We start from the raw sequence: 26789 nt of genomic DNA, 5'->3' as shown, positions 1-26789 counted from the left end.
AATTAACTATAGCATCATTTTCAATGAAAAAAATAATATTAACCCTTATTTTAGGGTTTTCGGGCATTCTTTCTGCTCAAAATTCGGTTTCAGGAACGGTAACTAATCTTGAAAACCAACCATTATCAAACGTGTCTGTTTATGCGCCGGAATTGCACAAAGGAACGACGACGGATCAAAACGGGAAATATGAATTTAAGAATCTTCCAAACGGAAGTTTCCGACTTACTTTTACTATTGTTGGATTCACTGCTCAAAGTAAATCAATCTCTAAATTATTAAAAGAAAACACTATCGATATAACGCTTACAGAATCTATTTTTGAAATGGATGAAGTGGTGGTTTCAACACCTTTCAACAAATTGCAATCGCAAAACGTAATGAAAGTAGAACATGAAAGCATTAAAACTTTGCAGCAAAAGGGAACTTCGACTTTAATAGAAGGTTTAGCAACAATTCCCGGAGTTTCTCAGATTTCTACGGGAACATCTATTGGGAAACCGGTAATTCGCGGATTGAGCGGAAATCGCGTTTTAGTTTATTCCCAAGGTGTTCGTATCGAAAACCAACAATTTGGAGACGAACATGGTTTAGGTTTAAACGATGCCGGAATCGAAAGTGTCGAAGTGATCAAAGGACCAGCATCTTTATTATATGGTTCTGATGCTTTGGGAGGTGTTTTGTATTTTAATCCTGAAAAATTTGCTGATGCAAATACATTCAAGGCCAATTTTAGTCAAAAGTACTTCACAAATACACAAGGAAGCAATTCTTCTATTGGATTAAAAACATCTACTGATAACTGGAAGTTTTTGGTTCGCGGAAGTTTCAACACACATTCTGATTACAAAATTGCCGATGGTGAACGCGTAACCAACACTCGTTATAACGAAACGGATTTTAAAACCGGAATTGGCTACAGTAACTCTAGTTTTTCAAGCGTTTTAAGATACAATTACAACAAACTGGATCTTGGAATGCCGGATAATGGAATCGGAGAACAATCTACCAGCAAAAATACAGAGTTTCCGAGACAAGGAATCTTCAATCATTTGTTGAGTTTAAACAACGTGATCTTTTTTGAGAATTCTAAATTAGATGTTGATTTAGGCTATATTGCCAATGACCGTAGTGAGTTTGAAGACAGTAACGAAGCATCGCTTCATATGAAACTGAACACTTTTAACTACAATGCCAAATACCATTTTCCTAAATTAGGTAAAATTGAAACGATTTTGGGCATTCAGGGAATGCACCAAACAAACAAGAATTCAGGAGAAGAATACCTGATTCCGGACGCTACTACGAATGATTTTGGTGTTTTTGGAACGGCAAACTACGAATGGGACAATAGTGTTATACAAGCAGGATTACGTTTTGATAACCGAAACATTACTTCTATAGCACACGGAACCGAAGGCGAAGAAGGTTACTTTTTACCTCTGGACCGATCGTTTGACAGTTTTAATGCTTCTTTAGGATATAAAACAAAATTGGCAGAACCTTTGACACTTCGACTGAATGTGGCAACAGGATTTAGAGCTCCAAATTTAGCAGAATTAACTTCAAACGGGGTTCATGAAGGAACTAACCGATACGAAATTGGAAATGCTGATTTGAAAACAGAACAAAACGTTCAGACTGATTTGAATTTAGAATACAAAAACACGCATTTTGAGTTTTTTATTAACGGATTTTACAATCACGTAAACAATTACATCTTCACTTCGCCAACCGGAGAAGTTCGTGATGACAATGATGTTTTTGCTTATGTTCAGGACAATGCAAAATTATATGGTGGTGAAGTTGGTTTACATTTTCACCCTCATCCATTAGATTGGTTGCATTTTGAAACGAGTTTTGAAACCGTAACGGGTAAAAAAGCAAACAACGATTATTTGCCTTTGATTCCTGCAAACAACTGGAACAATACTTTAAGAACTGAATTTAAAATTAATAACTGGTTCGAAGAAGGATATGCATCTTTGAACGTTTCATCAACTTTTGCTCAAAAAAATGTGAGTGGTTTTGAAACAGCTTCAGACGGATATACGCTGGTAAATTTAGGTTTTGGCGGAACAGTAAAACTAGGCAAACACGCATTTGATGTGAACCTGAACGGAAACAATTTATTCGATAAAAAATATATTGCTCACTTGTCAAGATTAAAAACAGACGGAATTCCAAATATTGGAAGAAACATCGTTTTGGGAGTTAACTTCAACATTTAATTTTTTTAAATTAAACCATGTAAGTATGATGCCTGTTTATTTTGTTTTTGGTTGAACATGTATTTCTTACGTGGTTTATTTAATTAAGCTTTGCGTTATTTACAATTTTACCACAAGGCACGCAAAGTTTTTATATATGCTTGATCTTTTAAAAACACAAAGCCCGCAAAGCTTTGTATTGATTTCTCATTTTAACCTAAAAACAAATTAATTTTTATCGCAAAGAACGCAAGGTTTCTTATACATGCTTGATCTTGTAAAAACACAAAGTTCACAAAGCTTTGTATTGATTCTGCCTTTGCGAACTTTGTGTTTTATAAACATACCGCGAGATAAAATCTTAGCGCACTTTGCGGTTAATTATCCTCTTGATCTAACAAAAAACGCTATTTTTGTGACAACTGTTAAACATAAACTATGAAAAAAACATTTCTTATAATGGCAATCACAACTGCAGGAATTTCATTTGCACAAAATAAAATTCAATATCCTGAAACCAAAAAAGGCGAAACAGTTGACGTCTATTTTGATACAAAAGTAAACGATCCTTATCGTTGGCTTGAAGATGACAAATCAGCTGAAACTGGTGCCTGGGTAAAAGCTCAAAATGAGGTTACTTATGGCTATTTAGATAAAATTCCGTTTCGTGAAGAACTTAAAAAACGAATGGAAAAACTTTGGAATTATGAGAAAATCAGCGCTCCATTTGTAGAAGGAAAATTTACTTATTATTCAAAAAATAACGGACTTCAGAATCAATCGGTTATTTACAGAAAAGGGAAAGACGGTAAAGAAGAAGTTTTCTTAGATCCGAATACTTTTTCTAAAGACGGAACAACTTCTCTTGGCGGTTTAAATTTTTCTAAAGACGGAAATAAAGCTGCTTACGCTATTTCTGAAGGCGGAAGTGACTGGAGAAAAGTAATCATTATCGATGCTTTGTCTAAAAAAGCTATCGAAGATACTTTGGTAGACGTAAAATTTAGTGGTGTTGCATGGCACGGAAACGAAGGGTTTTATTACTCTAGTTATGACAAACCAAAAGGAAGTGAATTATCTGCAAAAACAGATCAGCATAAATTGTATTACCACAAGCTTGGAACTTCTCAAAAAGAAGACAAAGTTATTTTTGGTGCAGATCAAAAAAGAAGATATGTAGGTGGTTATGTTACTGAAGATAACAAATATTTGGTAATCTCTGCTGCTAATTCTACTTACGGAAACGAATTATACATCAAAGACTTAACAAAAGCCAATAGTCCGATTGTAACGATTGTAGACAATTTTAACAGCAGCAATCAGATTATCGAGAATGAAGGAACTAAATTGTTTATCGAAACCGACTTAAATGCGCCAAATACACGTGTTGTTACTGTTGATGTAAGCAATCCAAAACCTGAAAACTGGAAAGATTTTATCAAAGAAACTCAAAATATTCTATCACCTTCAACTGGCGGTGGATTTTTCTTCGCTAATTACACGAAAGATGCTGTTTCATTTGTACAACAATATGATTATAACGGAAAATTAGTTCGCGAAATCAAACTTCCTGCCATAGGAACTGCAGGTGGTTTTGGAGGTAAAAAAGACGAAAAAACGTTGTATTACAGCTTTACTAATTACACAACTCCAGGAACAATTTATTCATTAGAGCCAAAATCTGGTAAATCTGAAGTATATCAAAAACCTGTAGTGGATTTTAAAAGTGAAGATTACGAATCTAAGCAAGTATTCTATACTTCAAAAGACGGAACAAAAATCCCGATGATTATCACTTATAAAAAAGGAACAAAATTAGACGGTAAAAACCCAACTATCCTTTACGGTTATGGTGGATTCAACATTAGTTTAACACCAAGTTTCAGCATTGCAAATGCCGTTTGGTTAGAAAACGGAGGAGTTTATGCTGTTGCCAATTTAAGAGGTGGTGGTGAATATGGTAAAAAATGGCACGATGCCGGAACTAAATTGCAAAAGCAAAATGTATTTGATGATTTTATTGCTGCAGGTGAGTATTTAATTGCCCAGAAATATACTTCATCAGATTTCTTAGCGATTCGCGGAGGTTCTAATGGAGGTTTATTAGTTGGAGCAACAATGACACAACGTCCTGATTTAATGAAAGTGGCGTTGCCGGCAGTTGGTGTAATGGATATGTTACGTTACCATACTTTTACCGCTGGTGCAGGTTGGGCTTACGATTACGGAACATCTCAGGATAACAAAGAAATGTTCGAATACCTTAAAGGATATTCTCCTGTACAAAATGTAAAAAAAGGTGTTCAATATCCTGCAACTATGGTTACAACTGGAGATCACGATGACCGTGTAGTTCCTGCACATAGTTTTAAATTTGCTGCTGAATTGCAGGAAAAACAAACAGGTCCTAATCCGGTTTTAATTCGTATTGATGTAAAAGCGGGTCACGGAGCAGGAAAATCTGTTGCAGCTACGATTCAGGAAAATGTAGACATTCAGGCGTTCACGCTTTACAATATGGGTTTTAAAGCTTTACCTAAAAAATAAAACTTTAATCTTTTAATTTTATTAGCCACGAATTCACGAATTATTTTTGTGAGTTCGTGGCTTTTTTTTATTTAAAAATTTTGCTTAATCTTTACTCTCGCAGATCTTGCAGATTTAGCAGATTCTGTGTGTGAAAAATCTCCTAAATCTGCCAAATCTGCGAGATAATAATTCGTGAATTCGTGGCTTTTTTTTAAGCTTGCTTTAATATTTGTTTCACGCAGATTTAAAAGATCTGTGTGCATATGCTTAGATCTTTTAAATCTGCGTGAAAAAATAATTCGTGAAAATTGGGTTAATACGTAGCAAACCTTTTTTAAATTTGAATTAACTAAAAAAAACAGAAAAATGAAAATTGTAAAATGGGGAATTATAGGTTGTGGTAATGTAACCGAAGTAAAAAGTGGTCCGGCATTTCAGAAAGCGCCTAACTCGGCATTGGTTGCTGTAATGCGAAGAGATGCAGCTCTTGCAGAAGATTATGCCAAACGTCATAATGTTCCCAAATGGTATTCGAACGCTGCTGATTTAATAAATGATCCTGAAGTTGATGCTGTTTATATCGCTACTCCTCCATCCTCTCATAAAGAATATACTATTTTGTGCGCCAAAGCCGGAAAACCGGTTTATGTAGAAAAACCAATGGCTTTGACATTTGAAGAATGCAACGAAATGATCAGCGTTTGTAAAGAACATAACGTTCCTTTATTTGTTGCGTATTACAGAAGAAGTTTACCTCGATTTTTAAAAATAAAAGAACTAATTGATCAAAATAAAATAGGAACGGTCCGACATGTAAATTGCGTTTTATATCATCCGTTTGAAGAAAGATACGATGACGAAATCAATTTACCATGGACCGTTTTGCCACACATTTCCGGTGGCGGCATCTTTGTTGATTTGGCTTGTCATACTTTAGATTTTCTGGATTTTGTTTTGGGACCAATTCAATCCGTTCGCGGGCATGCCAGTTCTCAGCTTAAAGCATATCCGGCCGAAGATTCGGTTTCGATGTCTTTTTTATTCGAAAATGGAATTCACGGAACAGGTTTATGGAATTTTGCCAGCTTTGAGCGTTATGACAATACTGATATTGTAGGTGATAAAGGTAAAATCTCTTTCTCTACATTTGGAAATGATCCAATACATATTCAATATGCAAATGGTAAAAAAGAAAGTGTTACCATCGAAAACCCATTACATATTCAGCAGCCTCTTGTTGAAACTGTAGTGGCTGAAATTCTGGGTAATGAAGGCATCAATCCATCAAGAGGAACTTCGGCCGCAAGAACAACCTGGGTTATTGATGAAGTTTTGAAAGAGTTTAGGAGTTCGAATTCTTAATTCAACATAATCTTGTCATTTCAACCGAAGGGAGAAATCACACCAGAAACTCCGCGAAGAATGCCTCCAATCTTTGTCGATTAACTTGTGTGATTTCTCCCTTCGGTAGAAATTGACAAACTATACGAAAATATTGTTATAAAAACGAGAGCCCCGATAGAAGTGGAAATCCTTTTATGCCGGTCCCGATAGCTATCGGGAGCCACAAAAGATTACTTCACTTAATTTTTATTTTATTTCGGAGTTCAGAGAACTTCGTTTGAAACGAATAGCGGGATTAAAATTGAATTCATTTACAAATTGAAATGACAAAAATAAAAAAAGAGGATATTCGTTTAGAATATCCTCTTTTTTATACCATATAATTTCTTGAAACTATAGGCTATATTTAAGTCCTAAAGTCAAACCCAAACCTGAAATTCCAACGTAAGAACTTAACTCATCCATTGGTTTTGTTTTATCAACACCATTCGGATTTGTTAAAGCATTATTAGAATTAACGTCTAATCTATCTCTGTAATTTGTATGTATTTGAGAAGTGCTTCTAGAAGCTAGAGCATCATTTCCATTAACATTAAACTCTGTAGTTTCTTTAGTTTTTCCGTGTACAGTAAAGTTGCGATATTCCAATTCACCAAAAACCGAAATATTTTTTCCTAATTTATAAGATGTTCCTAAAGCAGCAACAAACCCAACTGTCGGATTAGGCTTTACTTTATCAACACTATGAACATTTCCAAAAGCAACCGGAGCTCCTGTAGTTGGATTAAAAGCAATTGGAGCATATGCATCAGAAGTGATTTCTAAATCCCCATGAATAGGAACTAAAACACCTACTTTAGTATATGGCTCAAAACCTTTGTGCTCTCCTAAAAATAAAACCAATGCAGGCGCTAAATCAAAAGCAGTAATCTGACCTACTGATTTAAAAGCATATACACCAGCTGGCGTAATAGGCACATCTGATCTGGTTTGTGCCATTGTTTTATCTTTACTAGTATAGTAATTAACTCCCAACTCAACTCCTAAACGAGCATTAAATCTATATCCAGCTGTTATTCCTGTTCTAAAACCTTCACCAAAAGAACCTGTAACACTTTCTTCAGAAACTAATTTTCCTCCTACAAAAGTTCTATCCAATGGAAGATTCCCTCCTACAGTTGGAAATTCAGTTGCAGCAGTTTGAATAAAATAAGATCCACCTAATTTAAAATACCAACTTTCTGGTTTATCTGCTTTTTCTGTTTGCGCCATTGTGGCCATAGAGCAAACTAATAATCCTAGTAAAAATAGGTTCTTTTTCATAATTCTGATTTTAATTAATTTATACAAACATAGATTATTTTAACATATTCTTATAGTTTGCGTTGTTAGACTTGGCACGAAAACGTTGTAATTTTAAGCAATATTACTAAAAAAGTATTATGCATGCATATTTTTAACTTAAAAAAAATGCATTCCCTCAAATTTTAACTGTTAAAATTTAGTTTAGCTTAAAATTTACCTGCATTTTCTCTAATTCTATCAATAACTCAGTAGAAATCTTAACTTTTACTCTTCGACTAGGCATGGCAAGCTTGGTTACGACTTTTATTTCTTCTACCTCATTTACTTCCTGAATCTTCGTTTCCTCTAATTGTACCTCTGCATCTTCGGCGTTTTCGTCTACAAAAACAGCATCTTCAGTTTCCTCAAAATCTGTTGGAGTTTCTACTTCGACCAAACGCTTTATCTTTTCTAACTCCATAATTTCAAAAGTCACAGAATTATCGCCTTTATTTGCACTAAATAATTGACTTAAATTATGAATAAATTCAGCGTGCAAATCTTTTATATTCAATAACAAAATCAGCTTTTTAGCAAAAGCTTCCAGAATATCCTGCAATTGTCTAATTTCAACAAATTGCATTCTTGGATCTGATTTTTTACCCGTATCATGATTGACCCAACCGTCTTTTATTAATATTTTAATGAAAGCAAAATTGTTCTGAATCAGGAAATGGCGGAATTTTAAGTATTCTTCACCAAAAATCTTAAACTCATAACTCTCATCATATCCTTCTAAATTAAATACCGCCCAGCCTTTTCCGTTTTTTGCCACACGGTGCTGCACATTATTAATGATTCCGGCAAAATTTAGATTTTTACCTACATATTCATTCATGCTTTTCAGGGACTCTAATCGGGAATTACAGAAGTATTTCATCTCGAATCTGAAATCATCCAAAGGATGTCCTGAAATATAAATCCCGACTACTTCCTTCTCTTTTGCCAATTTTTCCATCGTACTCCAGTCTTCACATGGCGGCACAACAGGCTCATCAATCTGAACTTCACTGGTTTCGCCAAACAAACTTACCTGCGATGAATTTTCGTTTTCCTGAAATTTAGATCCGTAACGAATTGCTTTTTCATAAAAAGTAATTCCGTCTCCATCATCATGAAAATATTGCGCTCTTGTTGTTCCTTCAAACGAATCAAAACCACCTGCCAAAGCCAGGTTTTCGATTGCTTTTTTATTGGCTGCACGTAAATCGATACGTTTAGCTAAATCAAAAATCGATTTGTATTTACCGTCTTTTCTACTTTCTACAATGGTTGCCACAGCTCCGGAACCTACTCCTTTAATAGCACCCATCCCAAAACGTACTGCATATTCATCGTTTACAGTAAACTTATAGAAGGACTCATTTACATCTGGTCCTAAAACCTGTAATCCCATTCGCTTGCATTCTTCCATAAAAAATGATACTTGTTTGATATCATTCATATTATTCGAAAGTACCGCCGCCATGTATTCTGCCGGATAGTGCGCTTTTAAATATGCTGTTTGATACGCAATCCAGGCATAACAAGTCGAGTGCGATTTGTTGAAGGCATAACTCGCAAAGGCTTCCCAGTCTTTCCAGATTTTCTCTAAAACTTTTGCATCGTGACCTTTTTTTGCCGCTTGCTCAACGAACTTAGGCTTCATTTTATCCAGTACATCTTTTTGTTTCTTACCCATCGCTTTACGCAAAACGTCGGCCTCACCTTTTGTAAAGTCAGCCAGCGATTGTGACAAAAGCATTACCTGCTCCTGATAAACGGTAATTCCGTAAGTCTCTCCTAAATATTCCTCACAGGCATCTAAATCGTATTTGATTTCCTCTTCGCCATTTTTTCTTCGAACAAAAGATGGAATATACTCCAAAGGTCCCGGACGATACAAGGCATTCATGGCAATTAAATCTCCAAAAACCGTTGGTTTCAGATCTTTCATGTATTTCTGCATTCCGGGTGACTCGTATTGGAAAATTCCAACTGTTTCTCCCCTCTGGAAAAGTGCATAAGTCTCAACATCATCAATTGGGAATGTATCCGGATCCAGATCAATTCCATTTCTGTATTTTACCAGTTTAACGGTATCTTTTATTAAGGTAAGAGTCTTCAGACCCAGGAAGTCCATCTTAAGCAGTCCTGCACTTTCTGCAACCGAGTTATCAAACTGGGTTACATATAAATCAGAATCTTTTGCTGTAGTAACAGGAACGAAATTCGTAATATCCGATGGCGTAATGATTACTCCACAGGCGTGAATTCCGGTATTTCGCATCGATCCTTCCAGGATTTTTGCCTGCTGAATGGTTTCACCAGCCAAATCATCTTCGTTGGCAATGGCGATTAATTCTTTTACATTGTCAAATTCATCAGAACGAAGGGCTTTTTTAACCTCATCCTCGTTTTCAGAAATAAAACGCGCCAAATTCCATTTAGATGGCATCATTGCCGGAATCAGTTTTGCAATTCTATCGGCTTCAAACAAAGGTAAATCCAGTACACGAGCTGTATCACGAATCGCTGATTTGGTTGCCATTTTACCATAAGTAATAATTTGCGCAACCTGATTTTTACCGTATTTATTGATTACATATTCCATTACACGACCACGACCCTCGTCATCAAAGTCAATATCAATATCGGGCATGGATACACGATCCGGATTCAGGAAACGCTCAAAAAGCAAATCGTACTTAATAGGGTCAATATTGGTAATTCCTAAACAATACGCAACGGCAGAACCCGCTGCAGATCCACGACCTGGCCCTACCGAAACGTCCATATTTCTGGCTTCGGCAATGAAATCCTGTACAATCAAAAAGTAACCCGGATATCCTGAGTTGGAAATGGTCAATAACTCAAAATCCAAACGTTCCTGAATCGATTCCGTAATTTCACCATATCGTTTTTTCGCACCTACCATTGTCAGGTGACGCAGGTATTTATTTTCACCTCGAACTCCGCCATCAGCTTCGTCTTCAGGAACTACAAACTCCTGAGGAATGTCAAATTTAGGAAGCAAAACGTCGCGATAAAGTGAATAAATCTCGACCTTATCGACAATTTCCTGAATGTTGATAATCGCGTCCGGCAAATCAGCGAAGAGTTTTTTCATCTCTTCCTGCGACTTATAATAATATTCCTGATTAGGCAATCCGTAACGATATCCTCGACCACGACCAATTGGCGTGGCTTGTTTTTCACCATCTTTTACACACAACAAAATATCGTGAGCATTGGCATCTTCTTTATTTAAATAATAAGTATTATTAGTCGCAATTAATTTAACATTGTGCTTTTGCGAAAACTCAATCAGGGTTTTATTCACACGATTTTCATCTTCCTGATTGTGGCGCATTACTTCTAAATAAAAGTCATCGCCAAATTGTTCTTTCCACCAAATCAAAGCTTCTTCGGCCTGATTTTCACCAACGTTCAGGATTTTACTCTGGATCTCTCCGTATAAATTCCCGGATAAAACCATGATATCTTCTTTGTATTGTTCGACAATTTTTCGATCAATTCTCGGAACATAATAAAATCCGTCAGTAAAAGCAATCGACGACATTTTGGCCAGATTGTGATACCCTTTTTTGTTTTTTGCTAATAATACAATCTGATTTCCATTGTCTTTTTTGCTTTTATCAAGGTGATTGTCGCAGACATTAAATTCACAACCTACGATTGGTTTGATCTCGGTTTCTGTTGGTTCTTCACCAGCTTCTACCAAAGCTTTATTTTTTCCGGATGCTGCTTTGTTGTGGTTCATAACAGCGCTTACAAAATGGAAAGCTCCCATCATGTTTCCGGTATCGGTCATCGCAACGGCCGGCATTCCGTTTTTAGCTGTAGCCGCTACAATATTCCCAATTCCTATAGTCGATTGTAAAACCGAAAATTGGGTATGATTGTGTAAATGCGCATATTTTGCTTCTTTAAAATCTTCTCTGTCAGAATGTGAAACAGTAGGTTCTTTTCCAACCGATTCTAAAGCTTTTAGCTGCTCTCTAATTTTATCAGAAGCTGCTTTTAAGTTGATATGTTTTAAACCAATTAAAGGAAATTCCTGTGGATTTCTACTTTGAAATTCCTTGAAGTAATCCTTCGGAACATCCAGTTCTTCTTTGGTAAAAACTTCTCTTCTAATTAACTCTAAGAAACAACGCGTAGTTGCCTCAACGTCGGCAGTTGCGTTGTGAGCTTCCGCGAAAGGTTTATTAAAAAGATATTCGTGTAATTCTGTTAAGGTTGGTAATTTAAACCTTCCTCCACGACCTCCGGGAAGTTTTAGTAATGAAGCCGTAACCTCGGTACAAGTATCCAAAACCGGCATTGAACTCATAGGAGAATCTACGCCCTTTCTATGAAACTCAGCTCCCATAATATTAACGTCGAAACCTAAATTCTGACCAACGATAAATTTAGTTTTGCTTAAAGCGATATTGAATTTCTCCAAAACTTCAGCCAAAGTAATTCCATCGGCTTCAGCCAATTCAGTCGAAATTCCGTGAATACGTTCTGCATCATACGGAATATTAAATCCGTCAGGTTTTACCAGGTAATCCTGATGTTCGATCAATTGTCCCATTTCGTCATGTAACTGCCACGCGATCTGAATACAGCGAGGCCAGTTATCAGAATCGGTTATAGGAGCATCCCAGCGTTTTGGTAATCCGGTTGTTTCGGTATCGAATATTAAATACATAGGTTTTGTAAAAAAGCAAATTAAAAAATTCCAAATTCCAAAATTTTTACATCATAAATCACTGATTCAAAGACCAATAGAAATCTACGAAATAAATATGGAGGAAGTTCAAATTTACGCTTTTTTTCTGCTTTGAGAAATAAAGAATCACAAAACATGGTTGTAAAAAAAATGACAGTTTTTCTTGTTAAAAAAGATATCTTTGGCAGTCAAAATCAAAAACAAATTTAATTTTATGAAAAAAATCTACTTTTTTACATTTATTTTACTAAATCTCCTTAATTCTTGCAGTAGTGATAGCTCAGATGACAATCAACTTGTAGCATCATTTACTTTATCAGCAACAAAAGTTAGCATAGGTGATGACATCAAAATAACAAACACATCCACATCTAAAGCAGGAATTGCCTCCTACTCTTTCAATTTTGGAAACAATATAATTTCTACCGAAAAAGAACCTAAACTTTATTATCCTCGACATGGAGAATATAATGTTACTTTAACTATTAAAGATGTAAATGGCAACGTTGCCAGTACTTCTGTTAAAGTAATGGTAGAAGAAGAAAATTCTTTTTTAGTTGAAAACCAAAATCCTGGAGGTTCTGACACCTATCCTATTGAAATAGGTATTCATGACAATAAAATATTCTATACAGAAGCTATTAGATCAGTATTAACTTCAAGTCCTCATTATTACAGACACTTAGAATACGATGAAGCGACTAAAACTTTCACTTTAAAAGTTATCGCTGAAAAGGTTGTTAATTCAGGAAACGCAAAAACCACTTTTCTAAACAATGGTAATAAAATTGTAACAATGGTTGAGTCTCTTAATTACATTGCATCCAGAGAAGTAGAATTAAACACTGATTGGAGTTTAATAAAACAAGACAGTTACAACAAAGTAACCTATGGCTCATTACAAAATAATGATCAACACTATTTTTATGGATCTTATAACAGTAATCCATCAATAGAAATCAGAAATAGTAATGGTCAGTTTGTTAGTAGAAAAACATATGAAAACGTCATTAAAAATGCTTTTATTGGAAGCTTAATTAAAACAGGAAATACATATGTTGCTTTTGGAGGCAAATATGAATCCTCACCAACAGATGCATTTACAAATTACAAACCAATATTATTATTTCTTAATGAAAATCTTGAAGTAACAAGCCAAAAAACATTTGAAACTGGCTATTTAAAGGATCTTGGACAAAGCTGGAGCAACTTAGCCGGCTCTTTTATAGCAAGAAAATTATCTAATGGAAACTTAGCATTATACAGTCATAGTGAATTAAGAATCACAACAGCGCAAGGTGAAGACATAAATATTCTTACTTTTAGCGACAGCAGAAGTTCTATACAAGGCCTAATAGAAGTTGAGAATGGCTTTATTGCATCAAGCTCCTATAAGCTAGAAAAATATGACAACAGTGGTAAATTAATCAAATCTATTACATATAGCGGATCCGGTAATGCCGGTTTTGTAAAAAAAGGAGATTTAATTTATTTTGCCGCTGCATACGGATCATCTTATCAAAACTATTCAGTAAACAAAGCAGTACTTGGAGCAATAGATTCTAATCTAAACTTTAAGAAAATATAAATTATACTTTATTTTATAATTCAAGAGGATAAGATAATCTAAACAATTATTTTATCCTCTTTTTTATGTTCTTAAATAAAAAGAACTTCATAAGAAATTCCCATATTAAGTCATTTCCTATTTCAAAAATATAAAATATTATAAAAATACACCTCTTGGATGTCGTAGTATTTTGGTAGATTTTAGAAGATTAAAAAACTTCAAAAAATGGCATTTAAAGCCATTAGAACACGCAAAAACAAAGATTCAAAAAACAAACCAAACCTAACAATTATTACTATTTTAATTCATTTTGTTACATTTTTTTCAATTAAAACATACATTCTGTAATGATTTTGAGATAAATTTGCCAACTATTAAAATTAAAGCAATCAAATCAAAATTAACCAAAAAAGAAAAAGCAAAACCAATTTATATTCATTCTACAATCAAATCCAATAACAAAAAAGCGAATACTAATTTGTATTTCAGTTTGGGTATCGTATATAATGAAATATTGAAATTGACGACCTTATATCTTTTTCTAATTTTGTTTTCCTATTATAATGAGCAGGAAATTGCTGTGATTAGAAATTACAATTAAAAAAAATAAAAATGAGTAAGACATTATTTGACAAAGTATGGGATTCACATGTAGTGCGCAAAATTGAAGATGGACCAGATGTGTTTTTTATTGACCGTCATTTCATTCATGAGGTTACGAGTCCTGTTGCTTTTTTAGGATTAAAAGCCAGAGGCGTAAAGGTTTTATACCCGGAACGTACTTTTGCAACTGCAGATCACAATACACCAACCATAAACCAACATTTACCAGTTGAAGATGCTTTATCTGCCAATCAGCTTAAAGCTCTTGAAGATAATGCTGCCGAATACGGAATTTCGCACTGGGGATTAGGTCACATTAAAAACGGAATTGTACACGTAGTTGGTCCTGAAAACGGAATTACTTTGCCAGGTGCTACTATTGTTTGTGGAGATTCTCACACGTCTACTCACGGTGCTTTTGGAGCTATCGCTTTTGGTATCGGAACTTCTGAGGTGGAAATGGTTTTGTCTACTCAATGTATCATGCAGCCTAAACCAAAGAAAATGCGTATTAACGTAAATGGTCAGTTAAGCAAAGGTGTTGGTCCAAAAGACGTTGCACTTTATATTATTGCTCAATTGACTACTTCCGGAGGAACAGGTTATTTTGTTGAATACGCCGGAGATGTTTTCGAAAACATGACTATGGAAGGCCGTATGACGGTTTGTAACCTAAGTATCGAAATGGGTGCTCGTGGTGGTATGATCGCTCCTGACCAAACTACTTTTGATTTCCTTGAAGGTAGATTATACGCTCCAAAAGGCGAAGCATGGACTAAAGCTGTAGAATACTGGAAAACTTTAAAAACGGATGCTGATGCTGTTTTTGATGCCGAATTAAACATCAAAGCTTCAGATATTGAACCAATGATTACTTACGGTACTAACCCCGGAATGGGAATTGGTATCTCAAAACATATTCCGAACGCCAACCAGGTTGAAGGTGGTGAGGAAACTTATAAAAAATCTTTAGCCTACATGGGCTTTCAGGAAGATGACGTTATGATTGGAAAACCAATTGATTATGTTTTCTTAGGAAGCTGTACAAACGGTCGTATTGAAGATTTTAGGGCTTTCGCCGAAATTGTAAAAGGAAGAAAAAAAGCAGATAATGTTACCGCTTGGTTAGTTCCGGGTTCTCATGTTGTTGAAGCTCAGATTAAAGAAGAAGGTATTTTAGATATTTTGACCGAAGCTGGTTTTGTATTACGTCAGCCGGGATGTTCAGCATGTTTGGCCATGAACGATGACAAAGTTCCTGCTGGAAAATATGCAGTGAGTACTTCAAACAGAAACTTTGAAGGACGCCAGGGTCCTGGTTCAAGAACATTATTAGCGAGTCCAATTATGGCTGCCGCTGCTGCTGTTACCGGAAAACTAACAGACCCAAGGGAGTTATTTTAATTCCGCTGTAAGCTTTAAGCAAAAAACACAATACATAATACACACTGTAGGAAAAAGCCTAAAACTTAAAGCCTACAGCCTAAAGCAAAAGAAAAAGAAAAAATGGCATACGATAAATTTAACATACTTACCAGCAGTGCAGTGCCGCTGCCAATTGAGAACGTAGATACAGATCAAATCATCCCGGCTCGTTTCCTGAAAGCTACAAAGCGCGAAGGTTTTGGAGACAATCTTTTTAGAGACTGGAGATATAACGGAGATGATTCTCCAAAAGCTGATTTCGTTTTAAACGATTCAACTTATAGCGGAAAAATCCTTGTTGGAGGAAAAAACTTCGGTTCAGGATCTTCAAGAGAACACGCTGCGTGGGCAGTTTACGATTACGGTTTTAGAGCTGTAGTTTCAAGTTTCTTTGCAGATATCTTCAAAGGAAACTGTTTGAATATTGGTGTTTTACCGGTTCAGGTAAGCCCTGAATTTGCTGATACAATCTTCAAAGCAATCGAAACTGATCCTAATACACAATTAGAAATCAACTTACCAAACCAAACGATTACTTTATTGGCAACAGGTCAATCAGAATCTTTTGCGATTAACGGATACAAAAAGAACAATATGATTAATGGCTTTGATGACATTGATTATTTGCAAAATATTAAAGAAGATATTGTGGCTTTCGCCGATAAACTTCCTTACTAAAAAGAAATCTCATTCAGTCTATTAGACCCGACAGGTTTCAAAGCTTGTCGGGTCTTTCTAAATGAAATCGACTGAAAGAATATTTCAGAAATAATCCGACAAAGAAATAAGTTTAAAAAAATAATCCTGTTGTAAATGAAAGGAAATAAACATATTGAAAGAGACGGACAAAATGCAACAAAAATATTCGACAACAGAAGTTTAGCTAAAGATTATCGAAATCTGATTGAGATTTTAAAACCCGGAATAACCATTTTGGATATTGGCTGCGGAACAGGCTCCATTTCTAAGGACATCGCAAATGATATTGGCTCTAACGGAAAAGTTATTGGAATTGATAATACGGAAAATTTTATAAAAAGCGGTAAGGAATCTTATCAGTCAGTTTCTAATTTAGAATTAATTGCTGTTGATTTATTTGATTACAACCCAGATATAAAATTTGACCTTATTGTTTCAGCCAGAACATTGCAATGGTTAAGCAATCCGAAAGAAGCTTTAATAAAAATGAAATCATTATTGAAGCCAAATGGTCAAATATCAATTCTGGATTATGATCACACCAATTTAATCTGGAATCCGTCGCCACCGGAAAGCATGCAGGAGTTTTATAAAACTTTTTTGAAATGGCGGGCAGATGCCGGAATGAATAATAAGATAGGCGAAGATTTACCTCAATTATTACAAGAAGCAGGTTTTCATTCTATCGAGAAAATAAATTCAGATGAAGCTTATCATCAGGAAGATTCTGATTTTAAATCGAAAGTTGGAATTTGGTCCAAAGTTGCCGGTTCCAGTCAGATGGTCGAAGAAGGTTATTTAGAGGATGAATTAAGATTGAAGGCAATCGAAGAATACAATAACTGGATCGAAAATTCAGCAATTTCGATGACGATGAAGCTAAACGAAGTAAGAGGAAAAATATAAAAATAACTATAATTCACTTTTAAAGAAATATAGAAAATCAATATGGAAAAAAGAAAAATTGAAATAATGGATACGACACTTCGTGATGGTGAACAAACCTCTGGAGTATCTTTTTCTGCTGCAGAAAAACTAACCATTGCACAATTGTTGTTGGAGGAATTAAATATTGATAGAATCGAAATTGCTTCGGCTCGTGTCAGCGAAGGAGAATTTCAAGCTGTAAAAGGCATTACATCCTGGGCTGCCGAGAAAGGATATAGTAATCGTATCGAAGTTCTTTCTTTTGTAGATGGAGGTGTTTCGATCGAATGGATGAAAAAAGCAGGTGCCAAAGTGCAAAATTTACTGACCAAAGGTTCAATGAATCACCTGACACATCAATTAAAAAAAACACCTGAACAGCACTTTTCTGAAATTGCCGAGATCATTGCTCTAGCAAAAGAAAACAATATTGAGACAAACGTTTATCTGGAGGACTGGAGCAACGGAATGAGAAATTCACCGGAATACGTTTTTCAGTTTCTGGATTTTTTATCTACTCAACCCGTTAAAAGAATTTTACTTCCCGATACTTTAGGTGTATTAATTCCGTCTTTGACTTTTGAATTCATCTCAAAAATCAGAGCAAGATATCCGCAGATTCATTTTGATTTTCATGCCCATAACGATTACGATTTAAGTATTGCTAATGTTATGGAAGCAGTAAAAGCTGGCATAAACGGACTTCACGTTACCGTAAACGGAATGGGAGAACGTGCCGGAAATGCTCCGCTGGAAAGCACTGTTGCTGTAATAAATGATTATTTACCAGAAGTTAGCATCAACATCAAGGAAACTTCTTTGTACACGGTAAGTAAGCTTGTAGAAACTTTTACAGGATATAGAATTCCTGCTAACAAACCAATTGTTGGTGATAACGTTTTTACACAAACTGCTGGAATCCACGCTGACGGAGATAATAAAAACAATTTATATTTTAATGATTTACTTCCGGAACGTTTCGGGAGAAAACGAAAATACGCTTTAGGAAAAACTTCCGGAAAAGCCAATATCGAAAAAAATCTTCAGGAATTAGGTTTAAAATTAAATCAGGAAGATTTGAAATTGGTAACTCAACGTATCATAGAACTAGGCGATAAAAAAGAAACCGTTACCAAGGAAGATTTGCCATACATCATTTCAGATGTTCTGGACAGTCATACTTACGAAGATAAAATTACCATTGAATCTTATGTACTAATGCATTCAAAAGGAATGCGCCCATCGACAACTTTGCTTTTAAAAATTGACGATGAAATCATCGAAGAAAGCGCTCAGGGTGACGGTCAGTTTGATGCTTTTATGAATGCGTTATCCAAAATTTACAAAAGCAAAAAACTAACACTTCCTAAATTGATTGATTACGCTGTGAGAATCCCACCAGGAAGTAGTTCTGACGCTTTATGCGAAACAATCATCACCTGGGTAAATAACGGAAAAGAATTTAAAACCCGAGGATTAGATTCAGATCAAACAGTTGCAGCGATTATTGCAACTCAAAAAATGCTGAATGTAATTACGAATTAAAGGTGCAAAGGTTCAGAGCTACAGAGGAACAAAGGTTTTCTCTTTGTAATTCTAAACCTTTGTCACTTTGAACCTTTGTCACTTTGAACCTTAAAAATTAACATAACTTATAAAATATGAAATTTAACATAGCCCTTTTAGCAGGAGACGGAATTGGTCCTGAGGTTATAAATGAAGCTGTAAAAGTATCTGATGCTATTGCAAAAAAATTCAATCACGAAATAACATGGACACCAGCTCTTACCGGTGCTGCAGCAATTGATGCAGTTGGAGTTCCTTATCCTGATGAAACGCATGAAGTTTGCATGAAAGCTGATGCTGTTTTATTTGGAGCAATTGGTCACCCAAAATACGATAACGATCCTAGCGCACCAGTTCGCCCGGAGCAAGGATTATTGTTGATGCGTAAAAAATTAGGCTTGTTTGCTAATGTGCGTCCTACTTTTACCTTTCCTTCTTTGATTGACAATTCTCCTCTAAAAAGAGAAAGAATCGAAGGAACTGATTTGGTTTTCTTAAGAGAATTAACCGGAGGAATTTACTTTGGAGAAAAAGGAAGAAGAGACGACGGAGAAACTGCTTTTGATAATTGTGTTTATACACGTGCAGAAGTACAACGTTTGGCTAAAAAAGGTTTTGAATTAGCCATGACACGTAGCAAAAAATTATGTTGCGTTGATAAAGCAAACGTATTAGAAACATCTCGTTTATGGAGAGAAACCGTTCAGGCAATGGAAAAAGACTATCCAGAAGTTACCGTTTCTTACGAATTTGTTGATGCAGTTGCGATGCGTTTAGTGCAATGGCCAAATTCTTATGATGTATTGATTACTGAAAACTTGTTTGGAGACATCTTAACTGATGAAGCTTCTGTCATTTCAGGTTCAATGGGATTAATGCCATCTGCTTCTGTTGGAGAACATACTTCACTATACGAACCAATTCACGGATCTTATCCTCAGGCAACAGGATTGAATATCGCAAATCCGTTAGCGACTATTTTATCTGCAGCAATGATGTTCGAAGATGCTTTTGGACTAAAAGACGAAGCCGAAGCCATCAGAGCGGTTGTAAACAAATCATTAGAAAAAGCAATTGTTACTGAAGATCTGGCTGTAAAAGGTTCTAAAGCATACAAAACCAGCGAAGTTGGAGACTGGCTTGTGGCGAATTTATAGTTGTTTTGTTTCAGGTTTCAAGTTTCACGTTGTTATTGAAACTTGAAACAATTTTTAAACAAAAAAAAGGGATCAACTTTCATTGATCCCTTTTATATATTTAGAAAAAAATATTAATATCCTCCTCTGTTACCACCACGGTCATTTCCACCACGGCTGTTTCCTCCACCATAACCACCGCGTGAATCTCCACCACGACTGTTATTGTTGAAGCTTCTTCTTTCGCCTTCTGGTTTCGGTTCAGATTTATTAACCACAATTGCACGACCTTGAACAGTAGCTCCGTTCAATTCATCAATTGCTTTTTGAGCTTCTGCATCGTTTGGCATCTCTACGAAACCAAAACCTTTGCTTCTTCCTGTAAATTTATCAGTAATGATTTTAACTGAATCTACTGCTCCGTAAGCCTCGAAAGACTCTCTTAAATCTGCTTCCTCAATACTGAATGGAAGGCTTCCAACAAAAATGTTCATATGTACTTATTTATAATAATGTAGCAAATGTAGTCTTATTTTTCTGTAATCTACTATATATTAGTTTATTTATGTTTTTATTTTGATTTAAAAAAATAGAAATCAATAAAACCAAACAATTGCAAATGAAAAACTTAATTTTTAGTAGTTTATCTTCGACATGTAAGGAATTTTATAAAAAACACCTTCGGTAAAATGGATCTCAGGTTTTTCTCCATCTCCCGCATTCTCATTTACTGCCGTAAACCGAAATGTACCTGAAATAGTGCTGTTTTTAACATCAAATTCTGTAATCACAATCTGGCCATTACCCAGATTTGTACCTGTAGTCAATTTAGGCACTGTACTGGCAAAAACATCAGAATAGGAAGCCGTAACTTGATCATTAACACCCAAAATATAAGTTTGAGGAATTGGAGATGGCATTCTCAGAATTACTTTTTCAGCTCCTAAACCTCCTTCGATAACTAAAGTTGTGTTTAATTCGGTATAAGCTGTATAATTTTGAGCTCTCCAGAAAACGTTATCTTTTAATCCCTGAAAAGCAGGAGTATTAAATTTCACATCTTCAGTACAAGATGCAAACACAAAAACACTAAATAACAAGTAGATATATTTTTTCATAAAGTCATGAATTTGAGGCAAAAGTACCTTATTTGAGTCGAAAAATGAAAATTTAAACCCTGAAACGGCTTAAAAAAAACAGCAAAAATCCGCATCAAATATATTTAATAAAGTTTGAAACCAATAATTCATAAAAAAATTATATCTTTGCGCCCTTAATTAACAGAGGTCGAGTACCTCAAAATTTAATCATAAGATTATGTCAGTAAAAATTAGATTACAAAGACACGGTAAAAAAGGAAAACCTTTTTACTGGGTTGTAGCTGCAGATGCACGCTCAAAAAGAGATGGTAAATACTTAGAGAAAATCGGTACTTACAATCCAAACACTAACCCAGCAACTATCGACTTAAACCTTGATAGTGCAGTTAAATGGTTACACAATGGTGCACAACCAACTGATACTGCAAGAGCAATTCTTTCTTACAAAGGTGCTTTATTGAAACACCACCTTGATGGAGGTATTCGTAAAGGTGCTTTAACTCAAGAGCAAGCTGATGCTAAATTATCTGCTTGGTTAGATGCTAAAGCTGGAAAAGTTGATGCTAAAAAAGAAGGTTTAACAAAAGCGCAAGCTGATGCTAAAGCTAAAGCTTTTAAAGCAGAACAAGAAGTTAACGCTAAACGTTTAGCTGCTGCAGCTCAAGCTGAAGCTGATGCTATCGCTGCTGCAACTCCTGCAGTTGAAGAAGAAGTTGCTGAAGTTGAAGCATCTACTGAAGAAGCTCCTGCTGCTGAAGAAAATAACGAAACAACTGAAGCATAATTATATTTAGCGAGAATGCGTAAAGAAGATTGTTTTTATTTAGGTAAAATCGCTAAAAAATTTAGTTTCAAAGGTGAAGTTCTGGCTTATTTAGACACGGACGAACCTGAGTTATACGAAAATCTGGAATCAGTGTTTATTGAATGCAATAAACACCTGGTTCCTTTTTTTATTGAAAAAAGTTCATTGCACAAAAACGATTTTCTAAGAATTCGTTTTGAAGATATGAATACCGAAGAAGATGCAGATGCCATTATGGGCAATGCTATTTATCTTCCTTTAAATATGTTACCAAAACTTAGTGGTAACAAATTTTATTTCCACGAAGTTATCGGTTTTGAAATCGAAGACCAACGCCTGGGTATTTTTGGCAAAATCGTTGCCGTAAATGATTCTACCGCACAACCTCTTTTTGAAGTTTTAAATGGCGAAGTAGAAATGCTGATTCCAATGATCGATCATTTCCTTGTAAAAATTGATCGTGAAAACAAAAAAGTTATCATGAACCTTCCGGAAGGATTGGTGGAGATGTACTTGTAAAAAGTCCTCAGTTTTCAGTTGCTTACTTTTCTTAGATATCTTTATTTTAAATTTTTCAGCAATGTCTAAATTCACTTTCAAGCAATTTTCTGTAGAACAAGATAAAACTGCCATGAAAATCGGCACAGACGGTGTTTTATTAGGATCTTGGGCTCCAATTCATCATAATCCTTTTAGTGTACTAGATATTGGTGCAGGAACTGGTATTATTGCTTTGATGCTTGCTCAGCGAACTCATGCAGAACAAATTGATGCTCTTGAAATTGACGAAGATGCATACGAACAGGCAGTTGATAATTTTGAAAATTCTCCCTGGGGTGATCGCTTATTTTGTTTTCATGCAGGTTTAGATGAATTTATCGAAGAACCGGAAGACGAATATGATCTGATTGTTTCAAATCCGCCTTTTTATGCCGACGATTATAAAACCGAAAATGAACAACGGGATTTAGCACGCTTTCAGGATGCAATGCCTTTTGAAGAACTGGTTGAAGCTGCCGATTTGCTTTTATCCGAAAACGGAATATTTGCAATAATTCTTCCTTATAAAGAAGAAGCAAAATTTATCGCTTTAGCAAAAGTATCAGAATTATATCCCACCAAAATTACGCGAGTAAAAGGAACACCAACCTCAAGCGTAAAGCGTAGTTTATTGGCTTTTAGCCGAAATGAAACTGACGAAATCGAAATCGACGAATTAACAATCGAAATCGAGAGGCATGTTTATACTTCGGAATATATCGAATTGACGAAAGAGTTTTACCTGAAGTTTTAAACCTGTTCGAAAATACTTTTGAACTGATACAAAATTCTCTCGATTAGTCGCAGATCCTCAGTTACAATTTCGGCACTTCCTTTCATTTCCTGCTGAAAAACGATTTGTTTTTTATAAGAAGTCTGCAGTCCGTTTGGAAGAGCGACATCCAGTAATAAATTTCCATCTTTGTCCGGAACCAGAGAAATATTCTGGATCTTTCCTTTTAGCACACCAAATTCCCTGTCCGGAAAATTCGCTAAACGAATATTTACCGTTTGCCCCACTTTTATCTTTCCGGAATTTAAAGCCGGCGCTTTAACCTTCCCAACAAAACCATTTTTTGTATCCGGAATAATAGAAAACACATTATCACCAACATTTATGGTTTGATTTTCTGTCCAAACCTGCAAAAATGTAACCACTCCGCTAACAGACGATTTTAAAGCATAAGCCAATTCCCAATCTTTTATTACTTTTTTAAGCTGATAAAATGATTGCGCCATATTCCTACCCAGTGTAACTTCTTCCTTAGTGCCGCTTATTTGCGAATTCTGACTTAATTTTGAATTATCAATCAAAGAGGACTTCAACTGAGAAATAGACGTTAAAAGCCCTTTATAATTCTTCTGTGCCTGAAGATAACCTAACTTTTTAGCCTCCATTTCCTGAGCCGAAATAATTCCTTTATTGAAGAGGGTTTCAAAACGGGCAACTTCGTTTTTCTGAAGCTGTAATTCACTTTCGTTAATTACCTTTTGCTGTTGCAGAATTTCTAATCTTTCTTTGATCTGAACTTTCTCTGAAACCTGTGCTCTGTTTTCGACCTGAAAAGGCTGCAAATCTTTATTTAATTCTTCTGCCTGATAATCTTTTTGAAAAACAGCAAAAGCACTTTCGATTTCCCCTAATTGTGCATTTTTTAGCAAAGCAAAAGGAAAAGCTTTTTGGGGGTTGTTGATATTATACTCATCAACTATTTTTTTCAATAAAAAAACATCTTTGTAATTGGCTGTGTTTTCGATAATCGCGAGTGTACTGTTTTTTGAAACTAGCGATTTATTTTTTACCAAAATAGCCTCGATACGTCCTGAAGATTTCGAAACTATTTTCTCTGGCGGAATATTGGTCGTAATAACAATTTCGGTATTTACAACATCCGGGTATTTGATAAACCAGGACACAAAAAATAGCATAAAAATAATTACAAATATCAATACGGTCCCCCAACGTATCATCCAGTGGGGTACTCTGGTAAGGATGTCCTGAACTTCCTCACTTCTTAATTCGAATGTAGTATCTTCTGCCATTATTAATTTCCTAATTGTAATTGATTTTTAACCAGTTCAAAATAATTTCCTTTTTGTTCTACCAAAGCAGAATGATTGCCAATCTCTATAATTTTTCCTTTATCCAAAACCACGATTTGATCTGCATTCATCACTGTACTCAGTCGGTGTGCAATAACAACAACCGTTTTATCTTTAAAGAAAATATCCAGTTTTCGCATAATTTCTTTCTCATTATTAGCATCTAAGGCGGATGTTGCTTCATCAAAAAACAATATTTCAGGATTTTTATAAACTGCCCTTGCTATTTGCATACGCTGTTTCTGTCCTGTACTCATTCCGGTTCCTTCGGCTCCAATTTTAGTATTATAACCAAGAGGTAAACCGCTGATATATTCTTTTATATTGGCCACATCTGCTGCATAAACCAAGCGCTCTTTATCGACTTTATCGACACCAAAAGCAATATTATTGGCGATAGTGTCACTAAAAATAAAACCTTCCTGCATTACTGCGCCAATATTGGATCGCCATGCTTTTTGCGAAATATTTTTAAACTGTGTATTGCCTATAGTAATTTCTCCTTTTTCAGGTTCATAAAATTTAAGAAGCAGTTTCATTAAGGTTGTTTTTCCGCTTCCGCTAACGCCTACTATTGCGGTTACTTTATTAGCAGGAATTTTTAGCGTTAAATCATCTAAAACCGGGATATCTGATCCCAGATAACGGTACGAAAGATTCTTTATCTCGATATCAGAGTCAAATGGCACATCACTTGTCTGATGAACTTCTTGTTGCGTTTCATCTTCTTTCTCGTGAATTTCAGACAATCTGGCCAATGAAATTTTAGCATCCTGAAGTTCTCTCACAAATTCTATAAGCTGTGTAATAGGACCATTTAAACTTCCTACAATCGAACTTATCGCCAGCATCATCCCCAACGTTATAGAACCATCAATTACCAGTTTTGCAGAAAGAAATATGATGAAAATATTTTTTAGCTCATTGATGACAGACGAACCAATGGTTTGTGTTTGTTCTAAAACCAATCCTTTTATCGAAACCCTGAAAAGTCTGGCCTGAATATACTCCCAACCCCAGCGTTTTTGTTTTTCGGCATTATGCAGTTTAATTTCCTGCATTCCGTTAATAAGTTCCATTACTTTGTTTTGCTCGTTCGAAACCTCGGCAAAACGTTTGTAATCGAGAACTTCTCTTCGTTTTAAAAACAAAGTGATCCATCCAAAGTAGAGAATACTTCCAACAAAAAACACAAAGAATATCTGAAGGTTAAAATAAGCCAACACTCCTCCGAGCACGAACATATTAATTACAGAAAACAAAACATTTAATGATGACGTGGTAAGAATTTTTTCGATTCTTCGATGATCATTAATACGCTGCATAATATCTCCGGTCATTCGCACATCAAAAAACGAAATAGGGAGATTCATTAATTTAATAAAGAAATCTGATATAAGCGAAATATTGATACGGGTAGAAAGATGCAATAATATCCAACTCCTGATAAGCTCTAATCCTGTCTTTCCTGCAAAAAGAAATAATTGCGCAAAAAGAATCAAATAAATAAAATGTATGTTTTGATTTTGTATCCCTACATCGACAATACTTTGGGTTAAAAACGGGAAAATTAGCTGCAGCATACTGCTGGCCAATAATCCTATACTCAATTGGGTCAAAAAAGATTTGTATCGCAACACATATTGCGACAACAGTCTAAAACCTAAACCTTTATTTTCTTCTTTATCAAATTCAGACTGAAAAAACTTTGGAGCGGCTTCCATCAATAAAGCAACGCCTTCCTGAGTAAATTCATCTGCATTGTTGCCTATCCAGAATTTAATAAAATCCTGCTTGTTATATTCGATTAAACCAAAAGCCGGATCTGAGATATAATAGACTCCTCTTTTGATTTTATAAAGCACAACATAATGGTTTTTATTCCAATGCAAAATACAAGGCAATGGAGCCTCTTGCAATCTTTCCAGATTTAATTTTACACCTAAAGTCCTAAAACCAATTTTCTCTGCGGCATCGCTTAAAAAAAGCAAATTACTACCTTCACGAGTTGTTTCGCTAATGTCCCTCAACTCCTGAATGTTGATTGTTTTTCCGTAATGTTTAGCTACTATCTTTAAACATGTTGGTCCGCAATCCTTATAATCGGCCTGCTTATAATTGGTGAATTTTTTCAACTTATATTCATTTATTTCAGAGCAATTTAAGAT

At 35.3% G+C, this 26789-nt stretch carries 18 protein-coding genes; 12 read left to right on the top strand and 6 right to left on the bottom strand.

The window, feature by feature from the left end; translation table 11 throughout:
* Positions 1-23 precede the first annotated feature (23 nt).
* The 3 genes from IRZ78_RS03810 to IRZ78_RS03800 all read left to right on the top strand — a co-directional run bounded on the left by IRZ78_RS03810 (position 24) and on the right by IRZ78_RS03800 (position 6101).
* Positions 24-2231: a TonB-dependent receptor gene (locus IRZ78_RS03810; RefSeq protein WP_194615254.1), complete on the top strand. Its 2208-nt coding sequence runs from the start codon at positions 24-26 to the stop codon at positions 2229-2231.
* A gap of 417 nt (positions 2232-2648) precedes the next feature.
* Positions 2649-4757, top strand: a complete 2109-nt coding sequence (locus IRZ78_RS03805) for a prolyl oligopeptidase family serine peptidase (protein WP_194615253.1) — start codon at positions 2649-2651, stop codon at positions 4755-4757.
* Positions 4758-5105: 348 nt separating this feature from the next.
* Entirely contained in the window at positions 5106-6101 is a 996-nt protein-coding gene (locus tag IRZ78_RS03800; RefSeq protein ID WP_194615252.1) for a Gfo/Idh/MocA family oxidoreductase, read from the top strand.
* A 375-nt stretch (positions 6102-6476) separates the two neighbouring features.
* Here IRZ78_RS03800 and IRZ78_RS03795 read toward each other — a convergent pair whose 3' ends face one another.
* Both IRZ78_RS03795 and dnaE read right to left on the bottom strand, forming a co-directional pair.
* Positions 6477-7406 carry an outer membrane beta-barrel protein gene (locus tag IRZ78_RS03795; protein WP_065451530.1) on the bottom strand — a complete coding sequence of 310 codons (930 nt, stop codon included), beginning with the start codon at positions 7404-7406 and terminating at the stop codon, positions 6477-6479.
* Positions 7407-7584: 178 nt separating this feature from the next.
* A complete protein-coding gene (gene dnaE, locus IRZ78_RS03790; protein ID WP_194615251.1) occupies positions 7585-12126 on the bottom strand; it encodes a DNA polymerase III subunit alpha in 4542 nt (1513 codons plus the stop codon).
* 235 nt (positions 12127-12361) lie between these two features.
* Here dnaE and IRZ78_RS03785 point away from each other — a divergent pair, with 235 nt between their 5' ends.
* The 6 genes from IRZ78_RS03785 (at position 12362) to leuB (ending at position 20094) form a co-directional block, all read left to right on the top strand.
* The gene (locus IRZ78_RS03785) at positions 12362-13735 is read left to right on the top strand and encodes a PKD domain-containing protein (RefSeq protein ID WP_194615250.1); all 1374 of its coding nucleotides are present in this window, start codon (positions 12362-12364) and stop codon (positions 13733-13735) included.
* Positions 13736-14329: 594 nt separating this feature from the next.
* Complete coding sequence (gene leuC / locus IRZ78_RS03780) at positions 14330-15724, top strand: 3-isopropylmalate dehydratase large subunit (protein ID WP_194615249.1); 1395 nt, start codon at positions 14330-14332, stop codon at positions 15722-15724.
* A 102-nt stretch (positions 15725-15826) separates the two neighbouring features.
* On the top strand, positions 15827-16423 hold the full coding sequence (gene leuD / locus IRZ78_RS03775) for a 3-isopropylmalate dehydratase small subunit (protein ID WP_194615248.1): 597 nt from the start codon (positions 15827-15829) through the stop codon (positions 16421-16423).
* Positions 16424-16558: 135 nt separating this feature from the next.
* Positions 16559-17350 (top strand): methyltransferase domain-containing protein, encoded by a 792-nt coding sequence (locus IRZ78_RS03770; protein ID WP_194615247.1) that lies wholly within the window; start codon positions 16559-16561, stop codon positions 17348-17350.
* Positions 17351-17392: 42 nt separating this feature from the next.
* The gene (locus tag IRZ78_RS03765; RefSeq protein ID WP_194615246.1) at positions 17393-18916 is read left to right on the top strand and encodes an alpha-isopropylmalate synthase regulatory domain-containing protein; all 1524 of its coding nucleotides are present in this window, start codon (positions 17393-17395) and stop codon (positions 18914-18916) included.
* Positions 18917-19032: 116 nt separating this feature from the next.
* Positions 19033-20094: a 3-isopropylmalate dehydrogenase gene (gene leuB / locus IRZ78_RS03760; protein WP_194615245.1), complete on the top strand. Its 1062-nt coding sequence runs from the start codon at positions 19033-19035 to the stop codon at positions 20092-20094.
* 113 nt (positions 20095-20207) lie between these two features.
* Here leuB and IRZ78_RS03755 read toward each other — a convergent pair whose 3' ends face one another.
* Together IRZ78_RS03755 and IRZ78_RS03750 are read right to left on the bottom strand one after the other, a co-directional pair.
* Positions 20208-20567: an RNA-binding protein gene (locus IRZ78_RS03755; RefSeq protein WP_026982652.1), complete on the bottom strand. Its 360-nt coding sequence runs from the start codon at positions 20565-20567 to the stop codon at positions 20208-20210.
* 141 nt (positions 20568-20708) lie between these two features.
* On the bottom strand, positions 20709-21191 hold the full coding sequence (locus tag IRZ78_RS03750) for a DUF6252 family protein (protein WP_194615244.1): 483 nt from the start codon (positions 21189-21191) through the stop codon (positions 20709-20711).
* A 199-nt stretch (positions 21192-21390) separates the two neighbouring features.
* On the opposite strand from IRZ78_RS03750, the gene IRZ78_RS03745 reads away from it, so the two are divergent.
* From IRZ78_RS03745 to IRZ78_RS03735, 3 genes are all read left to right on the top strand, one after another.
* The gene (locus IRZ78_RS03745) at positions 21391-21957 is read left to right on the top strand and encodes a 30S ribosomal protein S16 (protein WP_194615243.1); all 567 of its coding nucleotides are present in this window, start codon (positions 21391-21393) and stop codon (positions 21955-21957) included.
* Between the two features lie 15 nt (positions 21958-21972).
* Positions 21973-22497: a ribosome maturation factor RimM gene (rimM, locus tag IRZ78_RS03740; RefSeq protein ID WP_194615242.1), complete on the top strand. Its 525-nt coding sequence runs from the start codon at positions 21973-21975 to the stop codon at positions 22495-22497.
* Positions 22498-22558: 61 nt separating this feature from the next.
* Positions 22559-23272 (top strand): methyltransferase, encoded by a 714-nt coding sequence (locus IRZ78_RS03735; protein ID WP_194615241.1) that lies wholly within the window; start codon positions 22559-22561, stop codon positions 23270-23272.
* Here the strand turns inward: IRZ78_RS03735 and IRZ78_RS03730 are convergent.
* Together IRZ78_RS03730 and IRZ78_RS03725 are read right to left on the bottom strand one after the other, a co-directional pair.
* A complete protein-coding gene (locus tag IRZ78_RS03730) occupies positions 23269-24561 on the bottom strand; it encodes an HlyD family efflux transporter periplasmic adaptor subunit (RefSeq protein WP_194615240.1) in 1293 nt (430 codons plus the stop codon). The genes IRZ78_RS03735 and IRZ78_RS03730 overlap by 4 nt on opposite strands.
* Before the next feature lie 2 nt (positions 24562-24563).
* Positions 24564-26756, bottom strand: coding sequence for a peptidase domain-containing ABC transporter (locus IRZ78_RS03725; protein WP_194615239.1), 2193 nt, complete (start codon positions 26754-26756; stop codon positions 24564-24566).
* Positions 26757-26789 lie beyond the last annotated feature (33 nt).

Origin of the sequence: Flavobacterium sp. CSZ (genome assembly GCF_015350725.1) — a bacterium.
GTDB lineage: Bacteria > Bacteroidota > Bacteroidia > Flavobacteriales > Flavobacteriaceae > Flavobacterium.
The sequence above is the reverse complement of the archived record's forward strand: the minus strand, read 5'-3'. Positions and strand labels throughout refer to the sequence as shown.